Here is a 20,101-nt window from a genome sequence, read left to right as displayed (position 1 = left end):
AATGGGTAGATTAGCAGTGATCATTCTTGTCATCATTTTAGGGGTGAGTTTTTCCTCTTTAATGGTGGTAAGCGAAGGTGAACGTGCCATCGTTGCACGTTTCGGTAAGGTACTCAAAGAAGATGACGTAACAACCGTCTTTGCACCAGGCCTTCACTTTAAATTTCCTTTGGTAGATAAAGTTCGATATCTGGATTCTCGTATTCAGACATTGGATGGTGCCGCGGATCGTTTTGTGACTTCTGAAAAGAAAGATTTAATGGTCGACTCTTATGTTAAGTGGCGTATTCGTGATTTTGAAAAGTACTATCTTTCTACCAATGGCGGTATTAAAGCCAATGCAGAAAGCTTATTACAAGCCAAAATCAGCAACGACTTACGTACTGAATTTGGTCGTCGCACTATCAAGGAGATTGTTTCTGGTAAGCGTGATGAGTTGCAAACCGACGCATTACAAAACGCTTCTGAAAGTGCTGAGAATCTTGGTATTGAAGTGGTTGATGTGCGCGTAAAGCAAATTAACTTACCTGCTAATGTCAGTACTAGTATTTACCAACGTATGCGTGCTGAACGTCAAGCTGTGGCAAAAGAGCACCGTGCACAAGGTAAAGAACAAGCTGAAATTATCCGTGCGACTATTGATGCCAATGTGACAGTAAAGGTTGCTGAAGCTGAACGTAAAGCGCTTACCATTCGTGGTGAAGGTGATGCATTGTCGGCAAAAATTTATGCTGATGCCTACAGTAAAGACGCTGAGTTTTATAGCTTTTTACGTAGTCTAGAAGCTTACAAAGCAAGTTTTGCCGGTAAGAATGACATTATGGTGTTAGAGCCTGAAGGTGATTTCTTCAAATACATGAAATCGTCTAGCGGTAAGTAACATTTATATCATTTAGTTCAAAAAGCTCGGTCTTTACCGAGCTTTTTTGTGGCTAAAAGTTAATCTAATTAGTATGAATTCAGTTTTTCTAAAAACGGTCATAAATCATAACGAAGACTTTTTATTATGTTTTTGATTACTTTTTATTAATAATTGCTTGTTTTAAATGTCTTTATTACCTCCTTAAGCACTAATTAAGGGACGACTAATTGTTATAATCTGGCTGATTTATAAGCGTTTTTGAAAAAAATGTTAATATCCTCACTCTAGATGTATGTTTTCTCTATGATCTAGTTCTAATTTTTCGCTATAATGAGCACCGCCTCAAAGTATGATTTTAGCGCTTCACCCTTTGTGATCGCTAAAGTATTGAAATATAAAAATTCCAACACCCTCTGGGAGATAAGTGGATGAGCAATGCGCCAGTCGATACCGGACGTCGCAGATTCCTGACAGCTGCAACCGCCGTAGTAGGTGGTGCTGGTGCCGTCGCTGTAGCGGTTCCTTTCATCAAGTCATGGAATCCGAGCGCCAAAGCGAAAGCTGCAGGTGCGCCGGTTGAAGTAAATATTAGTAAAGTTGAACCAGGTCAGTTAATTCGTGTCGAATGGCGCGGAAAACCGGTTTGGGTCGTTCGTCGTACAGAAACTGTGCTAAATAATCTTAAAACATTAGACAGTCAATTACGTGATCCTGCTTCCGAAGAAATGCAGCAACCAGAATATGCAACTAATCCTGCACGTTCTATTAAGCCTGAATTTTTCATAGCAGTCGGTATCTGTACCCACTTAGGTTGTTCACCAACTTATCTACCTGATTCATTCGGTGAGCAGGTTGAGGGTGTAACATCTGGGTTCTTCTGTCCTTGTCATGGTTCTAAATTTGACATGGCTGGTCGTGTATTCCAGGGTGTTCCTGCACCATTAAACCTAGTGGTTCCACCGCACAAATATATCGATGACGCTAACGTTATCATCGGTGTAGATACAGGAGCGGCGTAATGGTTAAGAATATTATTGATTGGATTGATGCTCGCATCCCAATGACGGCAACGTATAACCGTCATGTGGGTCAGTATGCCACACCAAAGAATTTCAACTTTTGGTATTTCTTTGGCTCATTAGCATTATTAGTTTTAGTTAACCAGTTACTGACTGGTATTTGGTTAACCATGAATTACGTACCAACAGCAGAAGGTGCATTCGCTTCTGTTGAATACATAATGCGTGATGTTGAATACGGCTGGTTATTACGTTATATGCACTCTACTGGTGCGTCAGCGTTCTTCTTTGTCATTTATATGCACATGTTCCGTGGATTAATTTACGGTTCTTATCAAAAACCAAGAGAGCTTTTATGGCTGTTTGGTATGTTGATATTTTTAGTGTTGATGGCTGAAGCATTTATGGGTTACTTACTGCCTTGGGGACAAATGTCCTATTGGGGCGCACAGGTAATTATCTCTTTGTTTGGTGCTATTCCTGTTATTGGTGATGACCTAACATTGTGGATCCGTGGTGACTACGTTATTTCCGGTGCAACACTAAACCGTTTCTTCGCATTACATGTTATTGCGCTGCCACTTGTATTGGTTGTGTTGGTGTTCTTACATCTAATCGCATTACATGAAGTGGGATCGAACAACCCTGATGGTGTTGAAATTAAAAAGAACAAAGATGAGAACGGATGGCCTATTGATGGTATTCCATTCCACCCTTATTACACTGTAAAAGATATTATGGGTGTAGCAGGCTTCTTAATCGTGTTCTGTTATGTGCTGTTCTTTATGCCTGAAGGTGGTGGATACTTCCTTGAGAAGCCAAACTTTGAAGCGGCTAACCCAATGAAGACTCCTGCGCATATTGCACCGGTTTGGTATTTCACACCATTCTATGCGATTTTACGTGCAATTCCCGACAAGTTAATCGGTGTTGTTGCTATGGGTCTGTCGATTGCAGTGCTATTTGTTCTGCCTTGGCTTGACCGTTGTAAAGTCAAATCTATCCGTTACCGTAGTTTGATTCACAAAATCAACATCGCACAATTTACTGTGTCGTTCATTATTCTTGGCTATTTAGGTGTGGTTCCTGCAACGCCTGAGCTAACTATTGCGGCACGTGTATTCACTTTCACTTACTTTGGTTTCTTCGTAGCCCTATGGGTTTACAGTAAGAATGAGAAAACAAAAGAAGTTCCTACGAGGGTGACACACTAATGAAAAAGTTATTAATTGCATTAGTTACACTACTGCCATCTCTCGCTATGGCTGCAGGTGGAAACGAGGTTCATTTAGAAAGCGCTAACGTTAACTTGCATGATAAAGCGTCATTAGAGCGTGGTCTGGATTTATTCCAGCAATATTGTTCAGGTTGTCACAGCACTAAATACCAACGTTATGAGCGTGTAGCAACTGACTTAGACATCAGTGGCGATGATATGCGTAATAAGTACATGTTCACTGATGCTAAAATCGGTGATTTAATGGAAAACGCTATTCCTCCCGTTGATGCGGCTAAATGGTTTGGTGCTCCGCCTCCAGACTTAACCTTGGTTGCTCGTGTACGTGGAGCTGATTGGGTATTTTCATACTTAAAAGGTTTCTATGCTGATGAAACGCGTCCATTTGGTGTGAACAATACCGTGTTTCCATTAGTGGCTATGCCGCACGTTTTACAAGACTTACAAGGTGTTGCAACTCCTCAATATGAAAAGACTGTCATTGATGGTGTTGAAACTATGACGTTGGTCGGCATGAATCCTCCTACTGGTGGCAAAATGAGTGCAGAAGAGTACGACCAAGCAGTTCGTGATATCACGGGTTTCTTAGTCTATTCGGCTGAACCCGTTCAGTTAGAGCGTGAAGCTTTAGGTTGGTGGGTACTTGGATTCTTGTTTATTTTCTTCATCATTGCTTATTTGTTGAAGAAAGAATACTGGAAAGATGTGCACTAGCCATCAATAACGGTTAATATACATTATCCGCATATTGTAAACGGGGGGCTTAGCCCCTCGTTTGTTTTGTTTTTTCTACATTCTGGAGGGTATCAATGGCTGTTGCTGCCAACAAACGCTCTATCATGACACTTTTTTCTGGTGCCGATGATTTATATAGTCACCAAGTACGTATCGTATTGGCTGAAAAAGGGGTTACCGTTGATGTTTTACAGGTAGACCCAAGTGAGATGCCTGAAGATTTACTTGAAGTAAATCCATACAACTCGGTACCAACTTTAGTTGATCGTGAACTCGTGTTGTACGAATCTCGCATTATTATGGAATATTTGGATGAACGTTTTCCTCATCCTCCACTAATGCCTGTATACCCAGTATCTCGCGGCCAAAGCCGTTTAATGATGCACAGAATCGACACCGATTGGTATGCGCTTGTTGAGCGTATCCGTAAAGGTGAAAAAGCTGATGCTGCGCGTAAAGAGTTAATGGAAAGTCTAATCGCTTTAGCGCCAGTATTTGCTGAAATGCCATACTTCATGAGCGAAGAGTTTGGTTTATCTGATTGCTACCTAGGCCCATTATTGTGGCGCTTACCGGTATTAGGTATTCACTTAGACCCGCGTACATCGAAAGATATCAGTGCTTATATGACACGTATTTTTGAACGTGAATCATTTAAAGCATCGTTAACTGAGGCTGAGCGCGAAATGCGCATGGGCATGTGATGAAACCAATAACAGCTAATCGTCCATATTTGTTGCGTGCTTACTATGAGTGGTTGATGGATAACCATTTGACGCCACACGTAGTCGTGGATGCATTTGTTAACGGTACACAAGTTCCACAGCAATTTGTTAAAGACGGTCAAATTGTCTTGAATATTGCAACTGGAGCTGTGGCAAATCTTCACATGTCGAATGATTCCGTCGAGTTTAATGCCCGTTTTGGTGGTGTTCCACAAAATGTGTATTTACCAATGGCCTCAATTGTGGCCATTTATGCTCGTGAAAACGGTGCCGGCACTGTATTTGATATGGAAGATGCGTATATGATCGAAGGTGAGCAGGATGAGTTGTCATCTGTGCCACCATCAATGAAATCTGTTGATGATACTTCGACATTACCGCCATCGCCTAAATCTACTACTGGTGACAAAGCTAAGCGTAAAAACCATTTAACTGTGGTGAAGTAACGATCCGTTACCATGACATAAAACCAGTCGCAAGGCTGGTTTTTTTTAAGCTAAAATTGCAGTATCACCATTTTTTATCGCTCAAATGGAACCCCAAATGTTGTTGATGATTGATAATTATGATTCTTTTACGTTCAACTTAGTGCAATACTTCCAAACGCTTGGACAAGAGATCCTCGTTAAGCGTAATGATGAAATCACCATTGAACAAATTGAAGCATTAGCGCCCACTCATTTAATCATTTCTCCTGGTCCATGCACTCCAAACGAAGCAGGGATCTCGCTTGCCGCCATTGAATATTTTGCTGGGAGATTGCCTATTTTAGGTGTCTGTCTCGGCCATCAAGCCATTGCCCAAGTGTTTGGTGTTGATGTTGTACGTGCAAAGCGTGTTATGCACGGTAAAACCAGCTTAATTGAGCACAATCAACAGGGATTATTTTCTCAGTTAGCATTACCTTTGCAAGTGACGCGTTACCATTCATTGTTGATCAATGACGTTCCCAAGAATTTTACGCTGGACGCATGGTTTGATGACCCTGTTCATGGGCGTGAAATTATGGCGATGAGCTATGCTGATTTACGTATATACAGTGTGCAGTTTCATCCTGAGTCTATTTTGACCCAGCAAGGACACGAATTGCTGAATAACTTTTTACAGTTATAAAGTGTAATCAAGGCTACCTATTTAAGTTCATTATCACTTATTCTGTTACAACTTCTGCAACCAATCTGGCTAAATTCTCGCGTATATTTATGCTATAAAGAGCGCTTAAAAAATAATAAAAGGGATAACCATGACAAGCTTTATGCGAAACTTTGCGGTGAGCGCAATTTCTTTGGCGATGATCAGTGGCTGTGCTGCGACAGCAAAAAATGACGATACGATGGTTATCGCAAAGCCTACCGCTACATCATTGATGGTGCCATTAGCCCAACCTCCAAAAGTCGATCAGTTATTAACGCTTAATCAAATCATGGCTAATCCGGATTGGATGGGAATATTTGCCCAAGGAGCCTATTGGAGTGATGACAGCCAATCGGTGTATTTTAGTCGCCAAGCACACCAGTCGCCTATTCGTAATTTTTATCAACAAGCCATCGGCCAGTCTGAAGCGAATAAACTAGCATTGGATCAGTTACACCTTGCTGATCAGCGTAATGGTGTGTTGAATCAAGCTAAAACTAAAAAAGCTTACATTTATCAAGGTAACGTATTTGTAAAAGATTTATCAAACGGCGATATTACTCAAATGACTCGCCAAAATGATCCGATTAGCGACGTTCGCTTTTTGAGCGGCGGCGATCTTGCATTTTGGCAAGGTAATAATATTTTTCGTTTATACCAATCTAGTGGACTTGTGGAGCAAATGGCTGCAATCCTAATGGAAAATGAGCCTAAAAATACGCCAGCCCCCAGTACTTTTATGGCCAAACAGCAGCAAAGATTAATCCAATATGTTGCCATGCAACACGATAACAGTCTGACGCGTGATGAATATAGCGAATCATTGGCTAAAGCTGATCCGACTTTTTCAGCAAAACCTTGGTATTTAGGTGATGCGGAAGTTGTTTCAGAAATGAGTTTATCGCCAGATGGACGTTACGTTCTATTGGCGTTAACGGATAAAAATTATAGTTGGCGTGCAGAACACGACATTATGCCCAATTATTTAGGGCAAGAAGGTTATGTTGATCCCGTGCCTGCTCGTGCTCGTGTGGCAGAAGATGTTTTCCCAGGTCAGCGTTTAGTATTACTCGACCTTACTGAACACAGTAAAAAAGATATTACCATTGAAGGCCTAGCCGGTTTTGATGAGGATGTACTTGCTAGCGTTAAAGCTGAAAATGCAAAAGCCCAAGGTAAAACCTACGAAAGCCACAAAGCGCCGCGTTTAGTGCAGTTAATGCAAGATTGGGAGTGGAGTCAAAGCGCTATTCAGTGGAATGATTCTGGCGATAAATTATTAGTGATGCTTGAAGCGGTTGATAATAAAGATCGCTGGATCGCGAGCGTCGATCTTCAAAAAGGCAAACTCTCCACTGAGCATCGCTTACATGATGATGCTTGGGTTAACTATAATTTTAATCAATTCGGTTGGATAACCGGTACAGATACCATGTACTACTTATCTGAAGAGTCTGGATTCTCTCAGTTATATACCAAAACAGCCGCAGGTAAGGTATTGGCATTAACTAAGGGTAAATTTGTGGTTGATAATGTGACCTTATCTCCAGATGCAAAATACTTTTATTACCGTGCTAATAAAGACCATCCGGGCAGTTATAATGTTTACCGTGTAGACATTGCCAGCGGAAAATCAGAACAACTGACTCAGTGGTTAGGGACATTGGATTACAGCTTAAGCCCTGATGGCCAATCACTGTTATTAACAGCTTCATCTGCTATTCACCCCGATGAACTCTATATTCAGCCTATTGGTGGCGAGATTAGCCAATTAACCGACTATACCAGCACAGCATTTAAACAATATCCATGGCAAGTACCGCAAGTTGTTGCGTTACCTTCAACCCATGGTGCAGAGCCCATTTATGCGCGGGTTTATTTGCCGCAAGGTTATGATCCTAAACAGGCTGATAAATATCCGGCAGTGATGTTTAATCATGGCGCGGGTTATTTACAGAATGCTCATTATGGATTTTCGGGTTACTTCCGTGAATTTATGTTCAATAACTTGTTAACCCAACAAGGTTACGTGGTAATGGATATGGATTATCGCGGTTCAAAAGGTTATGGACGTGATTGGCGTACGTCGGTTTATCGTAATATGGGCCATCCAGAAGTGGAAGATCTAAAAGATGGTGTGGCTTGGATGGCAAGCAATGCTAATGTGGATCCTCAACGTGTAGGCACCTATGGTGGTTCATACGGCGGCTTCCTTACTTTTATGGCGTTATTTAATGAACCTGATTTATTCCAAGCAGGGGCCGCATTACGTCCTGTAGCCGATTGGGCTCATTATAATGCGCCATATACCTCTAATATTTTAAATACGCCTGACGTTGACCCTATCGCTTATGAGCGTAGTTCGCCGATAGAACATGCTCAAGGTTTACAAAAACCATTACTGATCATGAGTGGTGTCTTAGATGATAACGTATTTTTCCAAGACAGTGTGCGCATGGTGCAACGTCTAATTGAATTAGAAAAACCGATGTTTGAAACGGCAATCTATCCTGTTGAGCCACATGGATTTAAGCAACCTTCTAGTTGGTTAGATCAGTATCGTCGTATTTATAAGTTGTTTGAACAAGAGCTGAAATAGTCAGCGCTAAGTTCAAAAAGACAAATAAATATTTATTAAGGCTTCCTTTGAGAAGCCTTAATTTTTATTATTAAGCGATTAACACAATAAAAGGCAATGTGAGTGGCAATATCAATAGCAGGTGGGGTTAGGCCCGGAAAAGTCATCGAAATTGAGCGCCGACTCTATAAGCAGCTTATTGTGGGTAAGCATAAAGTTAATGCTATGCCAGATGAGATCAGCGAAGACTTAGAAGAAAACGCCAATAAGCTTGATATTGAGCGTCAAGCATTAAAGCTGCGCATTGATAAGCAAGCAAAAGAGAAACAAGTATATCTTGAGGTGTCTGCACTGCTAACCCATACGGTTAATAATGCAATAGAGCATCAGTTAGCTAATCCACAAATGATATTAGAAGCATCAGCAATTGGTGAAGGCCAAATTTTATTGCTTGATTTATTATTAGATCCAGATCTTAACATCAATCGACTACGACCAATTATTGAAAGTATTAGTTGGTTATCGCGTGATTTAATTAATTTAATTAACAGCCCTGCATCTGGCCACCGCCGCCCCAAAAACTCCGATGTCCAAGTGACCGATATCAAGCTGGTACTCAATTACATTGGTATTGAAAATTTACGTTTATTGATCCCTTATTTTTGTTTACGCCATTGGCTACCTACAGGTAATGCCAATTTATTGTGGATAACCCGCAAGCTTTGGCGATATAGCATGGTGAGTGCCATTGCCGCGCAAACCTTAGCTGAGTTACATAATAAAGAGCCCAGTTTGGCTTATTGTTGTGCCTTAATGTATCAATTTGCTACTTCGATCATTCTCAGTCAAAGCGGGCATATATTTGATAAAACTTGGGGGACATGGCTACGAGAAGCCAGCCTTAGTCGAGAGAAACAAGTTTATGATGCTATTATGGCAACAGATTTTCCTGCTGAGGCCGTTTTAGAACAAGTGTTGCAGCATAGTCATAGCTTAAATTGGCAACTACTCAGTTTACTGCAATTTGATGACTCAGCGATGACTCAAGTGCTAAAAGAACTCGATCACGATTACCACTTTACCGAGTTATCCGTCGACGCTGCAATTGTGGCTAAAGCGAGTTGTTACGCCAAAGTGCTTTTGCTAGAGGAGCAGCAACAAATCGACCCACAAGAAAAAAGAATTATGTTCGATTACTATCAATTTTCAGCTCAAGAATTAATTCGTCTTAAAGGGAAAAATTTCCGTAAACTCAATTTACTTTAACGCTGTTTTTTGCGTTTCGAGCAAATGTTAAATCTGTGTAATTATTCACTTTTGATGAATAGCTACACAAAATGGAGCCAAATAACTTTTTTTATGACTAGTTATGCTTCATAACCTCCAATAAACGCTTTGTTTATTCATATTTTTAATTCTTTATGCATAATGCTGATCTGGCCTGCAGAAGTTAATTGTACTGAACTGGTATTTTGATCACATTTTCGCTAATAATGTCGCATAAATAATACAAACTTCCGCTAATGCACTTACAGAATATAAAGCAAACAGCGGAAACAGCGGCTTTAAAACCGTTTACAACCTGAAGGATAAAATGCAATGAGTGTAGAAATGAACCTAACCCGTGCCCAATTCGATGAAGTTATGGTGCCTAATTATGCGCCTGCGGCCGTTATACCTGTTCGTGGAGCCGGTAGCCGAGTGTGGGATCAAGAAGGTAAGGAATTCATCGATTTCGCTGGTGGTATTGCAGTAAATTGTTTAGGTCATTGTCACCCAGCATTAGTGTCTGCATTAAAAGAGCAGAGCGAAAAAATATGGCACTTATCTAACGTGATGACTAACGAGCCTGCACTTGAATTAGCCACAAAGTTAGTCAATGCCACATTTGCTGAGCGTATTTATTTTGCCAACTCTGGTGCAGAAGCGAACGAAGCCGCACTTAAATTAGCGCGCCGTTATGCTCTAGACAACCATGGTGCAGACAAAGATCAAATCATCGCCTTCGATAAAGCATTCCACGGCCGGACATTCTTTACTGTAACTGTTGGTGGTCAAGCAGCATATTCAGATGGTTTCGGCCCTAAGCCTCAAAGTATTACCCATGTACCTTTTAATGATATCGCTGCACTTGAAGCGGTTATTTCAGACAAAACCTGTGCCATCATGCTTGAACCTCTTCAAGGTGAAGGCGGTATTATCAATGGTGACCCTGAGTTCTTAAAAGCAGTACGTCGCTTAGCCGATAAGCATGACGCATTGGTTATTTTTGATGAAGTACAAACAGGCGTAGGCCGTACTGGTGAGTTATTTGCATACATGGGTACTGACATCGTGCCTGATATTTTAACTAGCGCTAAAGCGTTAGGCGGTGGCTTCCCGATTGCAGCAATGCTAACTACTGCAAAAATTGCTGCTCACTTAAAAATTGGTACTCATGGTTCTACTTATGGCGGTAACCCACTTGCTTGTGCAGTAGGTAATGCGGTAATGGACGTGGTTAATACCAAAGAAGTACTTGATGGCGTTAAACATCGTGAACAGCTATTCCGTGATGGTTTAGCGGCTATTAATGCTAAATACAACGTATTTAGTGAAATCCGTGGCAAGGGATTATTACTTGGTGCGGTATTAAATGAGCAATATGAAGGCCGTAGTCGTGACTTTTTAGTGGCATCTGTTGCTGAAGGTCTAATGAGCTTGATGGCGGGTGCAAACGTTGTGCGTTTTGCTCCTTCATTGGTTATCCCTGAAGCTGATATCGCTGAAGGTCTATTGCGTTTTGATCGCGCGGTAGCAAAAGTGGTTGCAGGTTAATGAACAAAAAGTGTGAGCCTAGCTTGCACTTTTTTGTTTGGGTACGCCAACAAAGTGAAATTGCGCCGAAAAGTATTTCAGCGCAGTTTATTTGTGGCGCAATGAGGAGATTAAGATGTTAATCATACGTCCTATCCGTGCAAGTGATTACGATGCACTTTATGGTATTGCAGTCGAGTCAGGCCACGGTTTTACATCTTTACCAGTTAACGAAGAGTTACTGCGTTCAAAGATTGCTAGGGCAGAAGCATCTTTTACCAAGCATGTTGATAAACCTTTTGACGAAGGTTATTTAATGGTGCTTGAAGACATGAAAACCGGTGAAGTTGTCGGCACTTGTGGTATTGAAGCTGCTGTCGGCATGGAAGATGCTTTTTATCATTACCGTTTAGGTACTGAGGTGTATCACTCTCAACAAATCTCAGTTCGTAATGAAGTTGAAACCCTGACTCTATGCCATGACTATACGGGAGCGGCTGAGCTGTGCACCTTGTTTTTAAAAGACGGTTATCGCAAAGGTAATAACGGGCGCATGTTGTCGCGTTCGCGTTTTTTATTTTTAGCGCAGCATCAACATCGTTTTGGTGAAACTGTTATCGCAGAAATGCGAGGGGTCAGTGACGATCATGGTGAATCACCATTTTACGAATGGCTGCAGCATCATTTTTTAGGTATCGACTTTGTTGAGGCTGATTATTTATCAGGCTTAGGTAAAAAAGCGTTTATGGCTGAAATGATGCCACGTAACCCTGTTTACGTTTGTATGCTGCCTAAAAAAGCCCAAAAAGTGATTGGTGAAGTGCATAAAAACACTAAGCCAGCACTGCGGTTACTGCAAGCGGAAGGATTTAAATTCCGAAATTATGTCGATATTTTTGATGGTGGTCCAACGGTTGAATGTTCAATCGGAGATATTCGCTCGGTAAAAAAGAGCCGTTTACTTACTGTGAGCATTGGTAAAATGCCACATGCCGATCACCATTTTATTATTTCCAACACCTTGCTAGCTGATTATCGCGCATCGGCGGCAAAACTGTTGGTCTCTGATGAACACGATAATGTGGTGCTTAGTACTGAAATTGCTGCCGGTCTTATGGTCAGCGAAGGCGAGCAAATTCGTGTTTTAGCAATGTAGGAGCAAGAAATGACACAATATATTCAAGGTCAGTGGTTAGCTGGCGAAGGTCATGAAATTAACTCAAAAAACCCAGCCAACGGTGACGTCATTTGGCAAGGTAACACTGCAACCGCGACTCAAGTGAACGCAGCTGTAGATGCCGCTCGTGCGGCGCAATTTGATTGGTTTATGCTGGGTTATGACGCCCGTTTAGCCATTGTTGAAGCTTATCGCGCACAACTAGAAAATAATAAAGCCGAGATAGCTGAAACCATCGCTCAAGAAACCGGTAAGCCACAATGGGAAACCGCCACTGAAGTTGGTGCCATGATTGGCAAAATCGCTTTGTCAGCAAAAGCTCACGACAAACGTACAGGTACTGAAACCAATGATCTGCCAGCAGGTCGTGCGGTATTACGTCACAAGCCTCATGGTGTTGTGGCTGTATTTGGTCCATATAACTTCCCGGGACATTTACCTAACGGTCATATAGTGCCTGCATTATTAGCCGGTAACACAGTGGTGTTTAAGCCATCAGAACTAACACCTAAAGTGGCTGAGTTAATGCTAAAGTGTTGGGATAAAGCTGGCTTGCCACAAGGTGTGATTAACCTAGTGCAAGGCGAAGTTGACACAGGTAAAGCGTTAGCATCACACCCGCAAATTGATGGACTATTCTTTACCGGTAGTTCTCGCACTGGGCATATTTTACATGAACAATATGCCGGCCTTCCTGGTAAAATTTTAGCCCTTGAAATGGGTGGTAATAACCCGCTTATCGTTAAAGGCGTTACTGATACTAAAGCGGCAGTCCATGACATTATTCAGTCTGCATATATTTCCTCTGGTCAGCGTTGTACTTGTGCCCGTCGTTTATACATTGAAGAGGGCGAGCAAGGCGATGCGTTAATTGCCGAACTAGTCAAGGCTGTTAAGCAAATCAAAGTCGGTGCTTGGAACGCTCAACCACAACCTTTTATGGGCTCAATGATTTCTGAAACTGCAGCGCTTGGTATGGTTGCTGCGCAAGCAACACTCAAGTCATTAGGTGGCGTTCCGTTAGTTGAGTTAGTGCAAGTTGAAGCTGGAACGGGTTTAGTGACTCCAGGTTTAATTGACGTTACTCAAGTGGCAGCGTTACCAGATGAAGAATATTTTGGTCCATTATTACAGTTAGTTCGTTACCGTGATTTTGACCAAGCTATCCATTTAGCGAATGCGACTCGTTATGGTTTATCTGCCGGTTTACTCGCTGACAGCCGTGAAGATTACGATTACTTCCTCGCGCGCATTCGTGCTGGTATTGTTAATTGGAATAAGCAAATCACAGGTGCATCAGGTGCGGCACCATTTGGTGGCGTTGGCGCATCGGGTAACCATCGTGCAAGTGCGTTTTATGCTGCTGATTATTGCGCTTACCCTGTCGCTTCAATGGAAGCTGATTCAGTAAGCTTACCTGCAACTTTAAGCCCTGGTTTATCAATTTAACTGATAAATTCATCGCATGATCCGTGCTGGTGACGTGTTCGCCAGCCTTATTTTAGAAGGATTTAACCATGCATACTGACGTTAATGCTTTATTTGCTGCCCTATGGCAAGACTACATTAAGATGACGCCTTCAGCGGCGAAAATTCATCAACTATTAGGTCATGGTGCTCCTATCATCAATGACCATATCGCGTTGCGTACGTTTAATATCGCCAAAGTGAATTTAAGCGTATTGGCTGAGCATTTCACCTCTATCGGTTATGTCGACTGTGGCGATTATCAGTTTGTACAGAAAAAACTGATAGCTAAGCATTTTGAACATCCTGATCCAACACAGCCAAAGGTGTTTATCTCTGAGCTGTTAGTCGAGGAGTTTAGCCCTGAACTGCAAAAAACTATCCACGGTTTAATCGACCAAGTGGATGTCACAGCAACGACTGCCGATAATTTCATTTATTCAGGTCGTCATTGGGATCTAGACAAAGCCACTTACAAAGCCTTACTTGCTGAAAGTGAATATGCCGCTTGGGTCGCTGCGTTAGGTTACCGCGCTAATCACTTCACAGTATCAATTAATGACCTGCCAGAGTTTGAGCGTATTGAAGATGTAAACCAAGCCTTAAAACAGGCCGGTTTTGTATTAAATAGTTCAGGTGGTGAGATTAAAGGTTCGCCAGAAGTACTGCTAGAACAGTCTTCTACCATGGCCGATAAAGTCGTGGTTAACTTCACTGATGGCGATGTAGAAATTCCAAGTTGTTTCTATGAATTCGCCCGTCGTTACCCAATGGATAATGGTCAGCTTTATACTGGTTTTGTTGCAGCATCTGCAGACAAGATTTTTGAAAGTACCAATTCAATGATGTAATGTTGTGTACAACTAAAAAAGACCTAATTGAGTTATCAATTAGGTCTTTTTGTTGGCCGTAGCAAAGGCTTGGTTCAGTAAAAGGACAGCATGGAAGCTTATGGATTGATCAAAATGCTGACATTAAGCCCTTGTAATGTCTCACTACGATTAAATTTTAATATAAAACCATATTGCTCACAGATCTCTTTCACAATCGACAAGCCCAGTCCGTGACCCGTAGTTGCTTCATCGAGTCGGGTTCCACGAGCGGTTAACAATGCAATTTGCTCTTGCATAACACCACAGCCATCGTCTTCTATTTGGATTAATATCTCTCCTGATGGCAAATCAACTATGCTGATGTTCACCTGTGAATTCGCCCATTTAAAGGCGTTATCGAGCAGGTTGCCAAACAACTCCATGCCATCTTCACGATGAATGGGGATGCGACTAATATGTTGTGCGTTAACCACTCGGCATTCAATGACGCGCTGATGATGCACCTTATGTAAGGTTTGAATTAAGCTATCGAAATCTTTTGGAACAGCCAGCTGTGCAGCGGGTAGCATGTCACCCGTTATTCGCGCCGCAGCCAGTTTACGCTCAATCATTTTATGCACTAAATCTAATTGCTGCTGCATTGCTATTGCGGCGTCAGGGTGGGTGAGCCCGAGGGCTTCAACTTGTTGCTGCATCACTGCTAATGGTGTTTTTAAGCCATGGCTTAAATTGCCTAGGTTATTTCGACTGCGTTCAATTTGTTTGGCGGTGTAGTCTAATAGCTCATTATAGGTTTCTGCTAGCGGACGGATCTCCGCCGGTATTTGCGACATGGTTAACGAAGCTATCTCACCTTCGCGCAATTTAGCCAGTGCGCCCTGGATTTGATTCACTGGTTTAAACGATTGGCGTAAAATAATGAAGATACCGGCGATCATCGCCAATAACATGCCAATATTGATTGCCAGTTTAGCGCCAAAGACTTCACTGAAGACGCGGCGACCAATACTAAGATCTTGGGCTACTGTCAGTGTGGCCGTGTTGGGACTGTTAGGCGCACCAATACCAATAGAGAGCAGCTGCATATCATTATTTTTTGGCCCCTTAGCTTGCCATACGCGTTTTTGCTGCGCTTGTAAGGGTTCGATCTGCAGCTCTGCATCCCATAAGGATCGAGAACGAATAGTACGGTCAGGTAAATTTAATTGGAAATAGCGGCCTGAATAAGCCGGGCGATAAAAACTGGATAATTGGCTTTGGTCGATAACCAGTTCGCCATCATCGAGCCGAGTGGCAATGATAATATGTTCTAAATCTTCTTCTAAACGGTTAATGATGGAGTCATGAAACGCATCTCGCAGCATAGATTCAAACAAAAATAAGCCTATGAGAGTAGCAATGATGATCAATCCACTCAGCCATAAGCTTAATTTAAAGCGAATTGACATCATTCAATGATGCCATGAAAGATATAACCTTGACCGCGACGGGTTTCGATAGCCGTTTTACCCAGCTTTTTACGTAAATGAGTCACGTATACTTCAACGACGTTACTTTCTTTCTCATCATCAAACTGGTAAAGTTTGTCTGTAAGCTGCTGTTTAGATAGTAGTTTTCTTGGCGACATTAAGAAAATTTTCAGTAGCCTAAATTCCATTGATGTCAGCTCATACTCTTGTCCGCCCACCGTCACTTTCTGCTCATTTTCGTCGAGATTAACCCCAGCGTAGCAGAGTTGTTTTGATGATGAATTAACCCGTCCATGAGCTCGATGGATAAGTGCCTGAATTCTTGCGAGTAGCTCTTGAGTGTGAAACGGTTTACCTAAGTAATCATCAGCACCAGCATTAAAACCTTCCACTTTTTCGTGCCACTGACTGCGGGCCGTTAGCATAATAACTGGGGTACTGATGCCACGTTCACGCCATTGAGTCACTAATGACAAGCCATTGCCATCGGGTAAGCCAATATCGAGAATGACGCAGTCATAATCTGTTTCTTTCATCAAATAATCGGCTTCAATGGCCTTATCTGTGACGTCCGTAATATAACCTGCTTGCTTGAGTTGTTTTTCAAGTTCAGCAACCAGTAATGGGTTATCTTCAACGAGTAACAGTTTCATGTTTAGTACATTCGCTCGGTAATTGAGTCAATGGATCTTGCATGCCATTGGCTGCATCTAATTGCAGATTAACAACATGCCCTTGTTTTAGCCTAAATTGCAGGTCATAGCGCCACTTATCCTGATATTGGTATAGTTGCGCATCGATTAAGTGGCCATCACAATACTGTGATATCCAAGCTAAGTAATCATCTAATGACCTTATATTACCAGAAGATACTAATTTTTGGACGTTATCATGATCCAGAGCGAGTTCTTTTGTGGGAATATCTTGCTGGTTAATCGTGATGGCCATTAAGCTGCTTATTGCTATGGAGAACAAGCTATTCATGGTCGCTCCAAAATAAAAAAAGTGGCGTTCAGAGTATGAACACCACTTTAAGTATATTGGCTTAAATCAAGCTGAAGCTTATATGATTAAGGCTTAAACATTACGTTTTAGCCCTATAAAGCCTTAGTTGTTTAGCGTGTGCCGTAAACGACGATAGTTTTACCGTGTGCTTGAATCAAACTTTGTTCTTCAAGCATTTTTAAAATACGGCCTACCGTTTCACGTGAACAACCTACAATTTGACCAATCTCTTGACGGGTAATTTTAATTTGCATGCCATCAGGATGTGTCATTGCATCAGGCTGCTTAGCAAGATGTAATAGTGTTTGTGCAATACGGCCGGCGACGTCAAGGAACGCTAAGTCGCCCACTTTTTGGCTAGTACTTTGTAAACGATAGGCCATTTGCGCCGAAAGTTTCATAAGGATTTCAGGATTAACCTGGATAAGTTGCTTAAATTTCTTATAAGAAATTTCTGCAATTTCACATGCTTGCTTAGCACGAACCCATGCTGTACGTTCAGATTGCTCTTCAAACAATCCAAGTTCACCGATAAAGTCGCCTTGATTAAGATAAGACAGGATCATTTCTTTACCTTCTTCATCTTTGATCAATACTGCGACAGAACCTTTGACTATGTAATATAAAGTATCAGATTCTTCACCAGCATGGATTAAGGTGCTCTTTGCTGGATACTTATGAATGTGACAATGTGAAAGAAACCATTCTAATGTTGGGTCAGGTTTTGGCTTACCAATCAGAGCCATACGATATTCCTCGATTGATTAAAAATGAAAGTAAGTAATGTCTAATTAAGCATTCTACGCTATTGGTGCGGCGAAAACTTTGATAGAGATCGTATTTAGAAGTGTGTGTAGTGTATATTAACTTGTTAAATTTTAGATTAAATTTATTTTTTTTGTGATGGCGGTCGACTTTTTTGGCCAATTTGTCTTAATCATCACGACTATTGAATTATTGCAAAATACATGTGTCTATTGTATTGGATCCATGAGTTAGCTAGTGTTATCTAATCAGCATCATAAATAGTTGTCGAGGTATGCGTGAAAAAACTGAGTCAAATCGGGGTTATTGTCAGTGTTATGTTATTGAGTGGGCTAAGTTTGCCCGTGAACGCATTTGTTATCCCGCCTTCTATTCAGTCTCAGGCCGCTACTAAATTAGTCAATATTCAAATTAAAGCTAAGCAGGGCAATGCAGATGCGCAATTTTTATTGGGTTTAATGTATCTCTCGGGGCGATTTGTTATTCAAGACACAGAGCAAGGTTTGTACTGGATTAACCTTGCGGCACAGCAGCAACACATCAAGGCGCAGCAAACCTTAGCTGATTTAGCTTTTGAGGGGCATAAATTATTTCCGCGTGATTTAGCGCTTGCAGAAAAATGGTACCTAAAAATGATTGAGCAAGGTGATAAGTGGGCTCATTTTCGTTTAGGGTTTATTTATTCTGCTGGTGGTGATGGCGTGGCACGAAATTGTGGCAAAGCCATGGAGCAGTTTTTGGCAGCAGGTGATGCGGTTTCAATGGGGAATGTTGCGTGGATATTAGCCACGTGTCCAGAAGCAGAATATCGAGATGGTTCACGTGCGGTATCAATGTCGCTAAAGTTACTTGAGAATAATAAAAACGATCCCACAGTATTAGATAACCTTGCGGCCGGCTATGCAGAACTGGGCGATTTTACTGCAGCGATAGATACGCAGAAAAAAGCGATTGATGCACTAAAAGATAACCCTGAGATTGTGCGCAGCGATGAGTTTATTTTACGTTTGGAGCAGTATAAAAATAAGCAGGCTTATCGAGAAGTTATCCCACTGATGTAACGCACCAGCCAAACCTGTGGTTATCTTGTTGTCGCGGGATAGGTAAGGGCTTATCTCGTGCTTGATTATCGGCTTTATTGGGTTTCGTTGATGTGCTTAATGCACTAACAGATCAAAAAGGGGGAATTAGCTCTTCAAGCACATCAACTGCCGTTCTTTCGCTTGAAATCACGATGCGTCTATCTTAGTGGTTCTGACTTAAATCAAACTTAATCGAGTTTGATATCATTAAGATTTTGTAGCTCTAAGCGTTTATCCATTAAGTCTTTCACTAATGGCGTCAAAATTAATTCCATTGCCAATGACATTTTTCCACCGGGAACAACCAGTGTGTTGACGCGTGACATAAATGAGCCTTGGATCATGTTGAGATAATAAGGAAAATCAACATTATTAATACCGCGAAAGCGGATGACTAAAAAGCTTTCATCTAGGCTGGGTATGTCTTTTGCGCTAAAGGGGTTTGAGGTATCCACAGTCGGCACGCGTTGAAAATTAATATGAGTCCGTGAAAATTGTGGCGTCATGTGCTTAATATAATCATCCATACTGCGCACAATCGACCCCATGACTTTTTCACGGCTATGGCCTCTATCGTTTGTATCGCGAATGATCTTCTGGATCCACTCTAAATTAACAATTGGTACCATGCCAATCAGCAGATCGACATGTTTAGCCACATCAGCATCTTCAGTTACCACACCACCGTGAAGACCTTCGTAATAGAGCATATCGGTATTGGCAGGTAAATCACGCCATTGAGTAAATGTGCCCGGCATTTGATTAAATGGCACGGCTTCGTCAAACGTATGCAAGTAACTGCGAGTTTGACCATTACCTGTGTTGCCGTAGCTGGTAAAACACTCTTCGAGTTTTTTGAAATTATTCGCTTCGGGCCCAAAATAACTCAGATTACGATTTTCAGCCTGTGATTTTCTAATTAACACTTCCATTTCAGCGCGAGTGAAATTGTGGAAACTATCACCTTCAACAAATGCGGCATTAATACCCAGCTGCCTAAAAATATGAATGAAGGCAGTTGTAGTTGTGGTTGTGCCAGCACCGGAAGAGCCGGTTACAGCAATAATAGGATGTTTTGCTGACATGTTATTTGCCTAGGTAATGTGTGGACGCGAAAAAACCAGTCACTAGTTATACGGTAATCTTTACCCGTGGGTCAATTATTCAAGGGTAACAATGTGATCATTTTGTCGCAAAATCAGTGTTTTTGTATTGTA

At 41.7% G+C, this 20,101-nt stretch carries 19 protein-coding genes; 14 read left to right on the top strand and 5 right to left on the bottom strand.

The features are described 5' to 3' along the window. Position 1 precedes the first annotated feature (1 nt). The 13 genes from hflC to GW828_RS02780 all read left to right on the top strand — a co-directional run bounded on the left by hflC (position 2) and on the right by GW828_RS02780 (position 14,581). Positions 2-880: a protease modulator HflC gene (hflC, locus tag GW828_RS02840; RefSeq protein WP_124018314.1), complete on the top strand. Its 879-nt coding sequence runs from the start codon at positions 2-4 to the stop codon at positions 878-880. Between the two features lie 410 nt (positions 881-1,290). Next, positions 1,291-1,881 (top strand): ubiquinol-cytochrome c reductase iron-sulfur subunit, encoded by a 591-nt coding sequence (gene petA, locus GW828_RS02835; protein ID WP_124018315.1) that lies wholly within the window; start codon positions 1,291-1,293, stop codon positions 1,879-1,881. Further along, positions 1,881-3,095 carry a cytochrome b gene (locus GW828_RS02830; protein WP_124018316.1) on the top strand — a complete coding sequence of 405 codons (1,215 nt, stop codon included), beginning with the start codon at positions 1,881-1,883 and terminating at the stop codon, positions 3,093-3,095. The genes petA and GW828_RS02830 overlap by 1 nt, the downstream gene beginning before the upstream one ends. Then, a complete protein-coding gene (locus GW828_RS02825; RefSeq protein WP_124018317.1) occupies positions 3,095-3,832 on the top strand; it encodes a cytochrome c1 in 738 nt (245 codons plus the stop codon). The genes GW828_RS02830 and GW828_RS02825 overlap by 1 nt, the downstream gene beginning before the upstream one ends. Positions 3,833-3,927: 95 nt before the next feature. Beyond that, positions 3,928-4,557: a stringent starvation protein SspA gene (sspA, locus tag GW828_RS02820; protein WP_011638743.1), complete on the top strand. Its 630-nt coding sequence runs from the start codon at positions 3,928-3,930 to the stop codon at positions 4,555-4,557. Beyond that, the gene (locus tag GW828_RS02815) at positions 4,557-5,024 is read left to right on the top strand and encodes a ClpXP protease specificity-enhancing factor (protein ID WP_124018318.1); all 468 of its coding nucleotides are present in this window, start codon (positions 4,557-4,559) and stop codon (positions 5,022-5,024) included. The genes sspA and GW828_RS02815 overlap by 1 nt, the downstream gene beginning before the upstream one ends. 97 nt (positions 5,025-5,121) lie before the next feature. Next, the gene (locus GW828_RS02810) at positions 5,122-5,691 is read left to right on the top strand and encodes an aminodeoxychorismate/anthranilate synthase component II (RefSeq protein WP_182696702.1); all 570 of its coding nucleotides are present in this window, start codon (positions 5,122-5,124) and stop codon (positions 5,689-5,691) included. 130 nt (positions 5,692-5,821) lie between these two features. Next, entirely contained in the window at positions 5,822-8,311 is a 2,490-nt protein-coding gene (locus GW828_RS02805) for a S9 family peptidase (protein WP_273057909.1), read from the top strand. A gap of 102 nt (positions 8,312-8,413) precedes the next feature. Next, positions 8,414-9,556, top strand: coding sequence for an HDOD domain-containing protein (locus tag GW828_RS02800; protein WP_182696700.1), 1,143 nt, complete (start codon positions 8,414-8,416; stop codon positions 9,554-9,556). Positions 9,557-9,889: 333 nt separating this feature from the next. After that, entirely contained in the window at positions 9,890-11,107 is a 1,218-nt protein-coding gene (locus GW828_RS02795; RefSeq protein ID WP_124018322.1) for an aspartate aminotransferase family protein, read from the top strand. A gap of 115 nt (positions 11,108-11,222) precedes the next feature. After that, positions 11,223-12,242, top strand: a complete 1,020-nt coding sequence (gene astA, locus GW828_RS02790; protein ID WP_182696699.1) for an arginine N-succinyltransferase — start codon at positions 11,223-11,225, stop codon at positions 12,240-12,242. A gap of 9 nt (positions 12,243-12,251) precedes the next feature. Continuing rightward, positions 12,252-13,712: a succinylglutamate-semialdehyde dehydrogenase gene (gene astD / locus GW828_RS02785; protein ID WP_124018324.1), complete on the top strand. Its 1,461-nt coding sequence runs from the start codon at positions 12,252-12,254 to the stop codon at positions 13,710-13,712. Positions 13,713-13,780: 68 nt separating this feature from the next. After that, complete coding sequence (locus GW828_RS02780) at positions 13,781-14,581, top strand: DUF1338 domain-containing protein (RefSeq protein ID WP_124018325.1); 801 nt, start codon at positions 13,781-13,783, stop codon at positions 14,579-14,581. Positions 14,582-14,679: 98 nt separating this feature from the next. Here GW828_RS02780 and GW828_RS02775 read toward each other — a convergent pair whose 3' ends face one another. The 4 genes from GW828_RS02775 to crp form a co-directional block, all read right to left on the bottom strand. Next, entirely contained in the window at positions 14,680-16,014 is a 1,335-nt protein-coding gene (locus tag GW828_RS02775) for a sensor histidine kinase (protein WP_124018326.1), read from the bottom strand. Further along, positions 16,011-16,685: a response regulator transcription factor gene (locus GW828_RS02770; protein WP_124018327.1), complete on the bottom strand. Its 675-nt coding sequence runs from the start codon at positions 16,683-16,685 to the stop codon at positions 16,011-16,013. Before GW828_RS02770 ends, GW828_RS02775 begins: the two co-directional genes overlap by 4 nt. Further along, entirely contained in the window at positions 16,666-17,016 is a 351-nt protein-coding gene (locus GW828_RS02765; RefSeq protein ID WP_124018328.1) for a PepSY domain-containing protein, read from the bottom strand. Before GW828_RS02765 ends, GW828_RS02770 begins: the two co-directional genes overlap by 20 nt. A gap of 131 nt (positions 17,017-17,147) precedes the next feature. After that, positions 17,148-17,783: a cAMP-activated global transcriptional regulator CRP gene (crp, locus tag GW828_RS02760; protein WP_124018329.1), complete on the bottom strand. Its 636-nt coding sequence runs from the start codon at positions 17,781-17,783 to the stop codon at positions 17,148-17,150. A gap of 336 nt (positions 17,784-18,119) precedes the next feature. Here crp and GW828_RS02755 point away from each other — a divergent pair, with 336 nt between their 5' ends. Beyond that, positions 18,120-18,863, top strand: coding sequence for a tetratricopeptide repeat protein (locus GW828_RS02755; RefSeq protein WP_124018347.1), 744 nt, complete (start codon positions 18,120-18,122; stop codon positions 18,861-18,863). A gap of 209 nt (positions 18,864-19,072) precedes the next feature. On the opposite strand, the gene GW828_RS02750 is transcribed toward GW828_RS02755, so the two are convergent. Beyond that, entirely contained in the window at positions 19,073-19,969 is an 897-nt protein-coding gene (locus GW828_RS02750) for a phosphoribulokinase (RefSeq protein ID WP_124018330.1), read from the bottom strand. Between the last annotated feature and the right edge of the window lie 132 nt (positions 19,970-20,101).

It is taken from the genome of Shewanella vesiculosa, from assembly GCF_009994065.1.
GTDB lineage: Bacteria > Pseudomonadota > Gammaproteobacteria > Enterobacterales > Shewanellaceae > Shewanella > Shewanella vesiculosa.
Note: the sequence above shows the minus strand (reverse complement) of the source record. Positions and strands in the feature narration are given on the sequence as shown.

Bases quoted from the DNA above. Each gene is read 5' to 3' on its own strand.
- GW828_RS02810 (WP_182696702.1), top strand. From the start codon at position 5,122: ATGTTGTTGATGATTGATAATTATGATTCTTTTACGTTCAACTTAGTG.
- GW828_RS02795 (WP_124018322.1), top strand. From the start codon at position 9,890: ATGAGTGTAGAAATGAACCTAACCCGTGCCCAATTCGATGAAGTTATG.
- GW828_RS02755 (WP_124018347.1), top strand. From the start codon at position 18,120: ATGTTATTGAGTGGGCTAAGTTTGCCCGTGAACGCATTTGTTATCCCG.
- GW828_RS02780 (WP_124018325.1), top strand. From the start codon at position 13,781: ATGCATACTGACGTTAATGCTTTATTTGCTGCCCTATGGCAAGACTAC.
- GW828_RS02805 (WP_273057909.1), top strand. From the start codon at position 5,822: ATGACAAGCTTTATGCGAAACTTTGCGGTGAGCGCAATTTCTTTGGCG.
- astD (WP_124018324.1), top strand. From the start codon at position 12,252: ATGACACAATATATTCAAGGTCAGTGGTTAGCTGGCGAAGGTCATGAA.
- hflC (WP_124018314.1), top strand. From the start codon at position 2: ATGGGTAGATTAGCAGTGATCATTCTTGTCATCATTTTAGGGGTGAGT.
- GW828_RS02765 (WP_124018328.1), bottom strand. From the start codon at position 17,016: ATGAATAGCTTGTTCTCCATAGCAATAAGCAGCTTAATGGCCATCACG.
- GW828_RS02825 (WP_124018317.1), top strand. From the start codon at position 3,095: ATGAAAAAGTTATTAATTGCATTAGTTACACTACTGCCATCTCTCGCT.
- crp (WP_124018329.1), bottom strand. From the start codon at position 17,783: ATGGCTCTGATTGGTAAGCCAAAACCTGACCCAACATTAGAATGGTTT.
- GW828_RS02770 (WP_124018327.1), bottom strand. From the start codon at position 16,685: ATGAAACTGTTACTCGTTGAAGATAACCCATTACTGGTTGCTGAACTT.
- GW828_RS02775 (WP_124018326.1), bottom strand. From the start codon at position 16,014: ATGATGTCAATTCGCTTTAAATTAAGCTTATGGCTGAGTGGATTGATC.
- astA (WP_182696699.1), top strand. From the start codon at position 11,223: ATGTTAATCATACGTCCTATCCGTGCAAGTGATTACGATGCACTTTAT.
- petA (WP_124018315.1), top strand. From the start codon at position 1,291: ATGAGCAATGCGCCAGTCGATACCGGACGTCGCAGATTCCTGACAGCT.
- GW828_RS02830 (WP_124018316.1), top strand. From the start codon at position 1,881: ATGGTTAAGAATATTATTGATTGGATTGATGCTCGCATCCCAATGACG.
- GW828_RS02750 (WP_124018330.1), bottom strand. From the start codon at position 19,969: ATGTCAGCAAAACATCCTATTATTGCTGTAACCGGCTCTTCCGGTGCT.
- GW828_RS02815 (WP_124018318.1), top strand. From the start codon at position 4,557: ATGAAACCAATAACAGCTAATCGTCCATATTTGTTGCGTGCTTACTAT.
- sspA (WP_011638743.1), top strand. From the start codon at position 3,928: ATGGCTGTTGCTGCCAACAAACGCTCTATCATGACACTTTTTTCTGGT.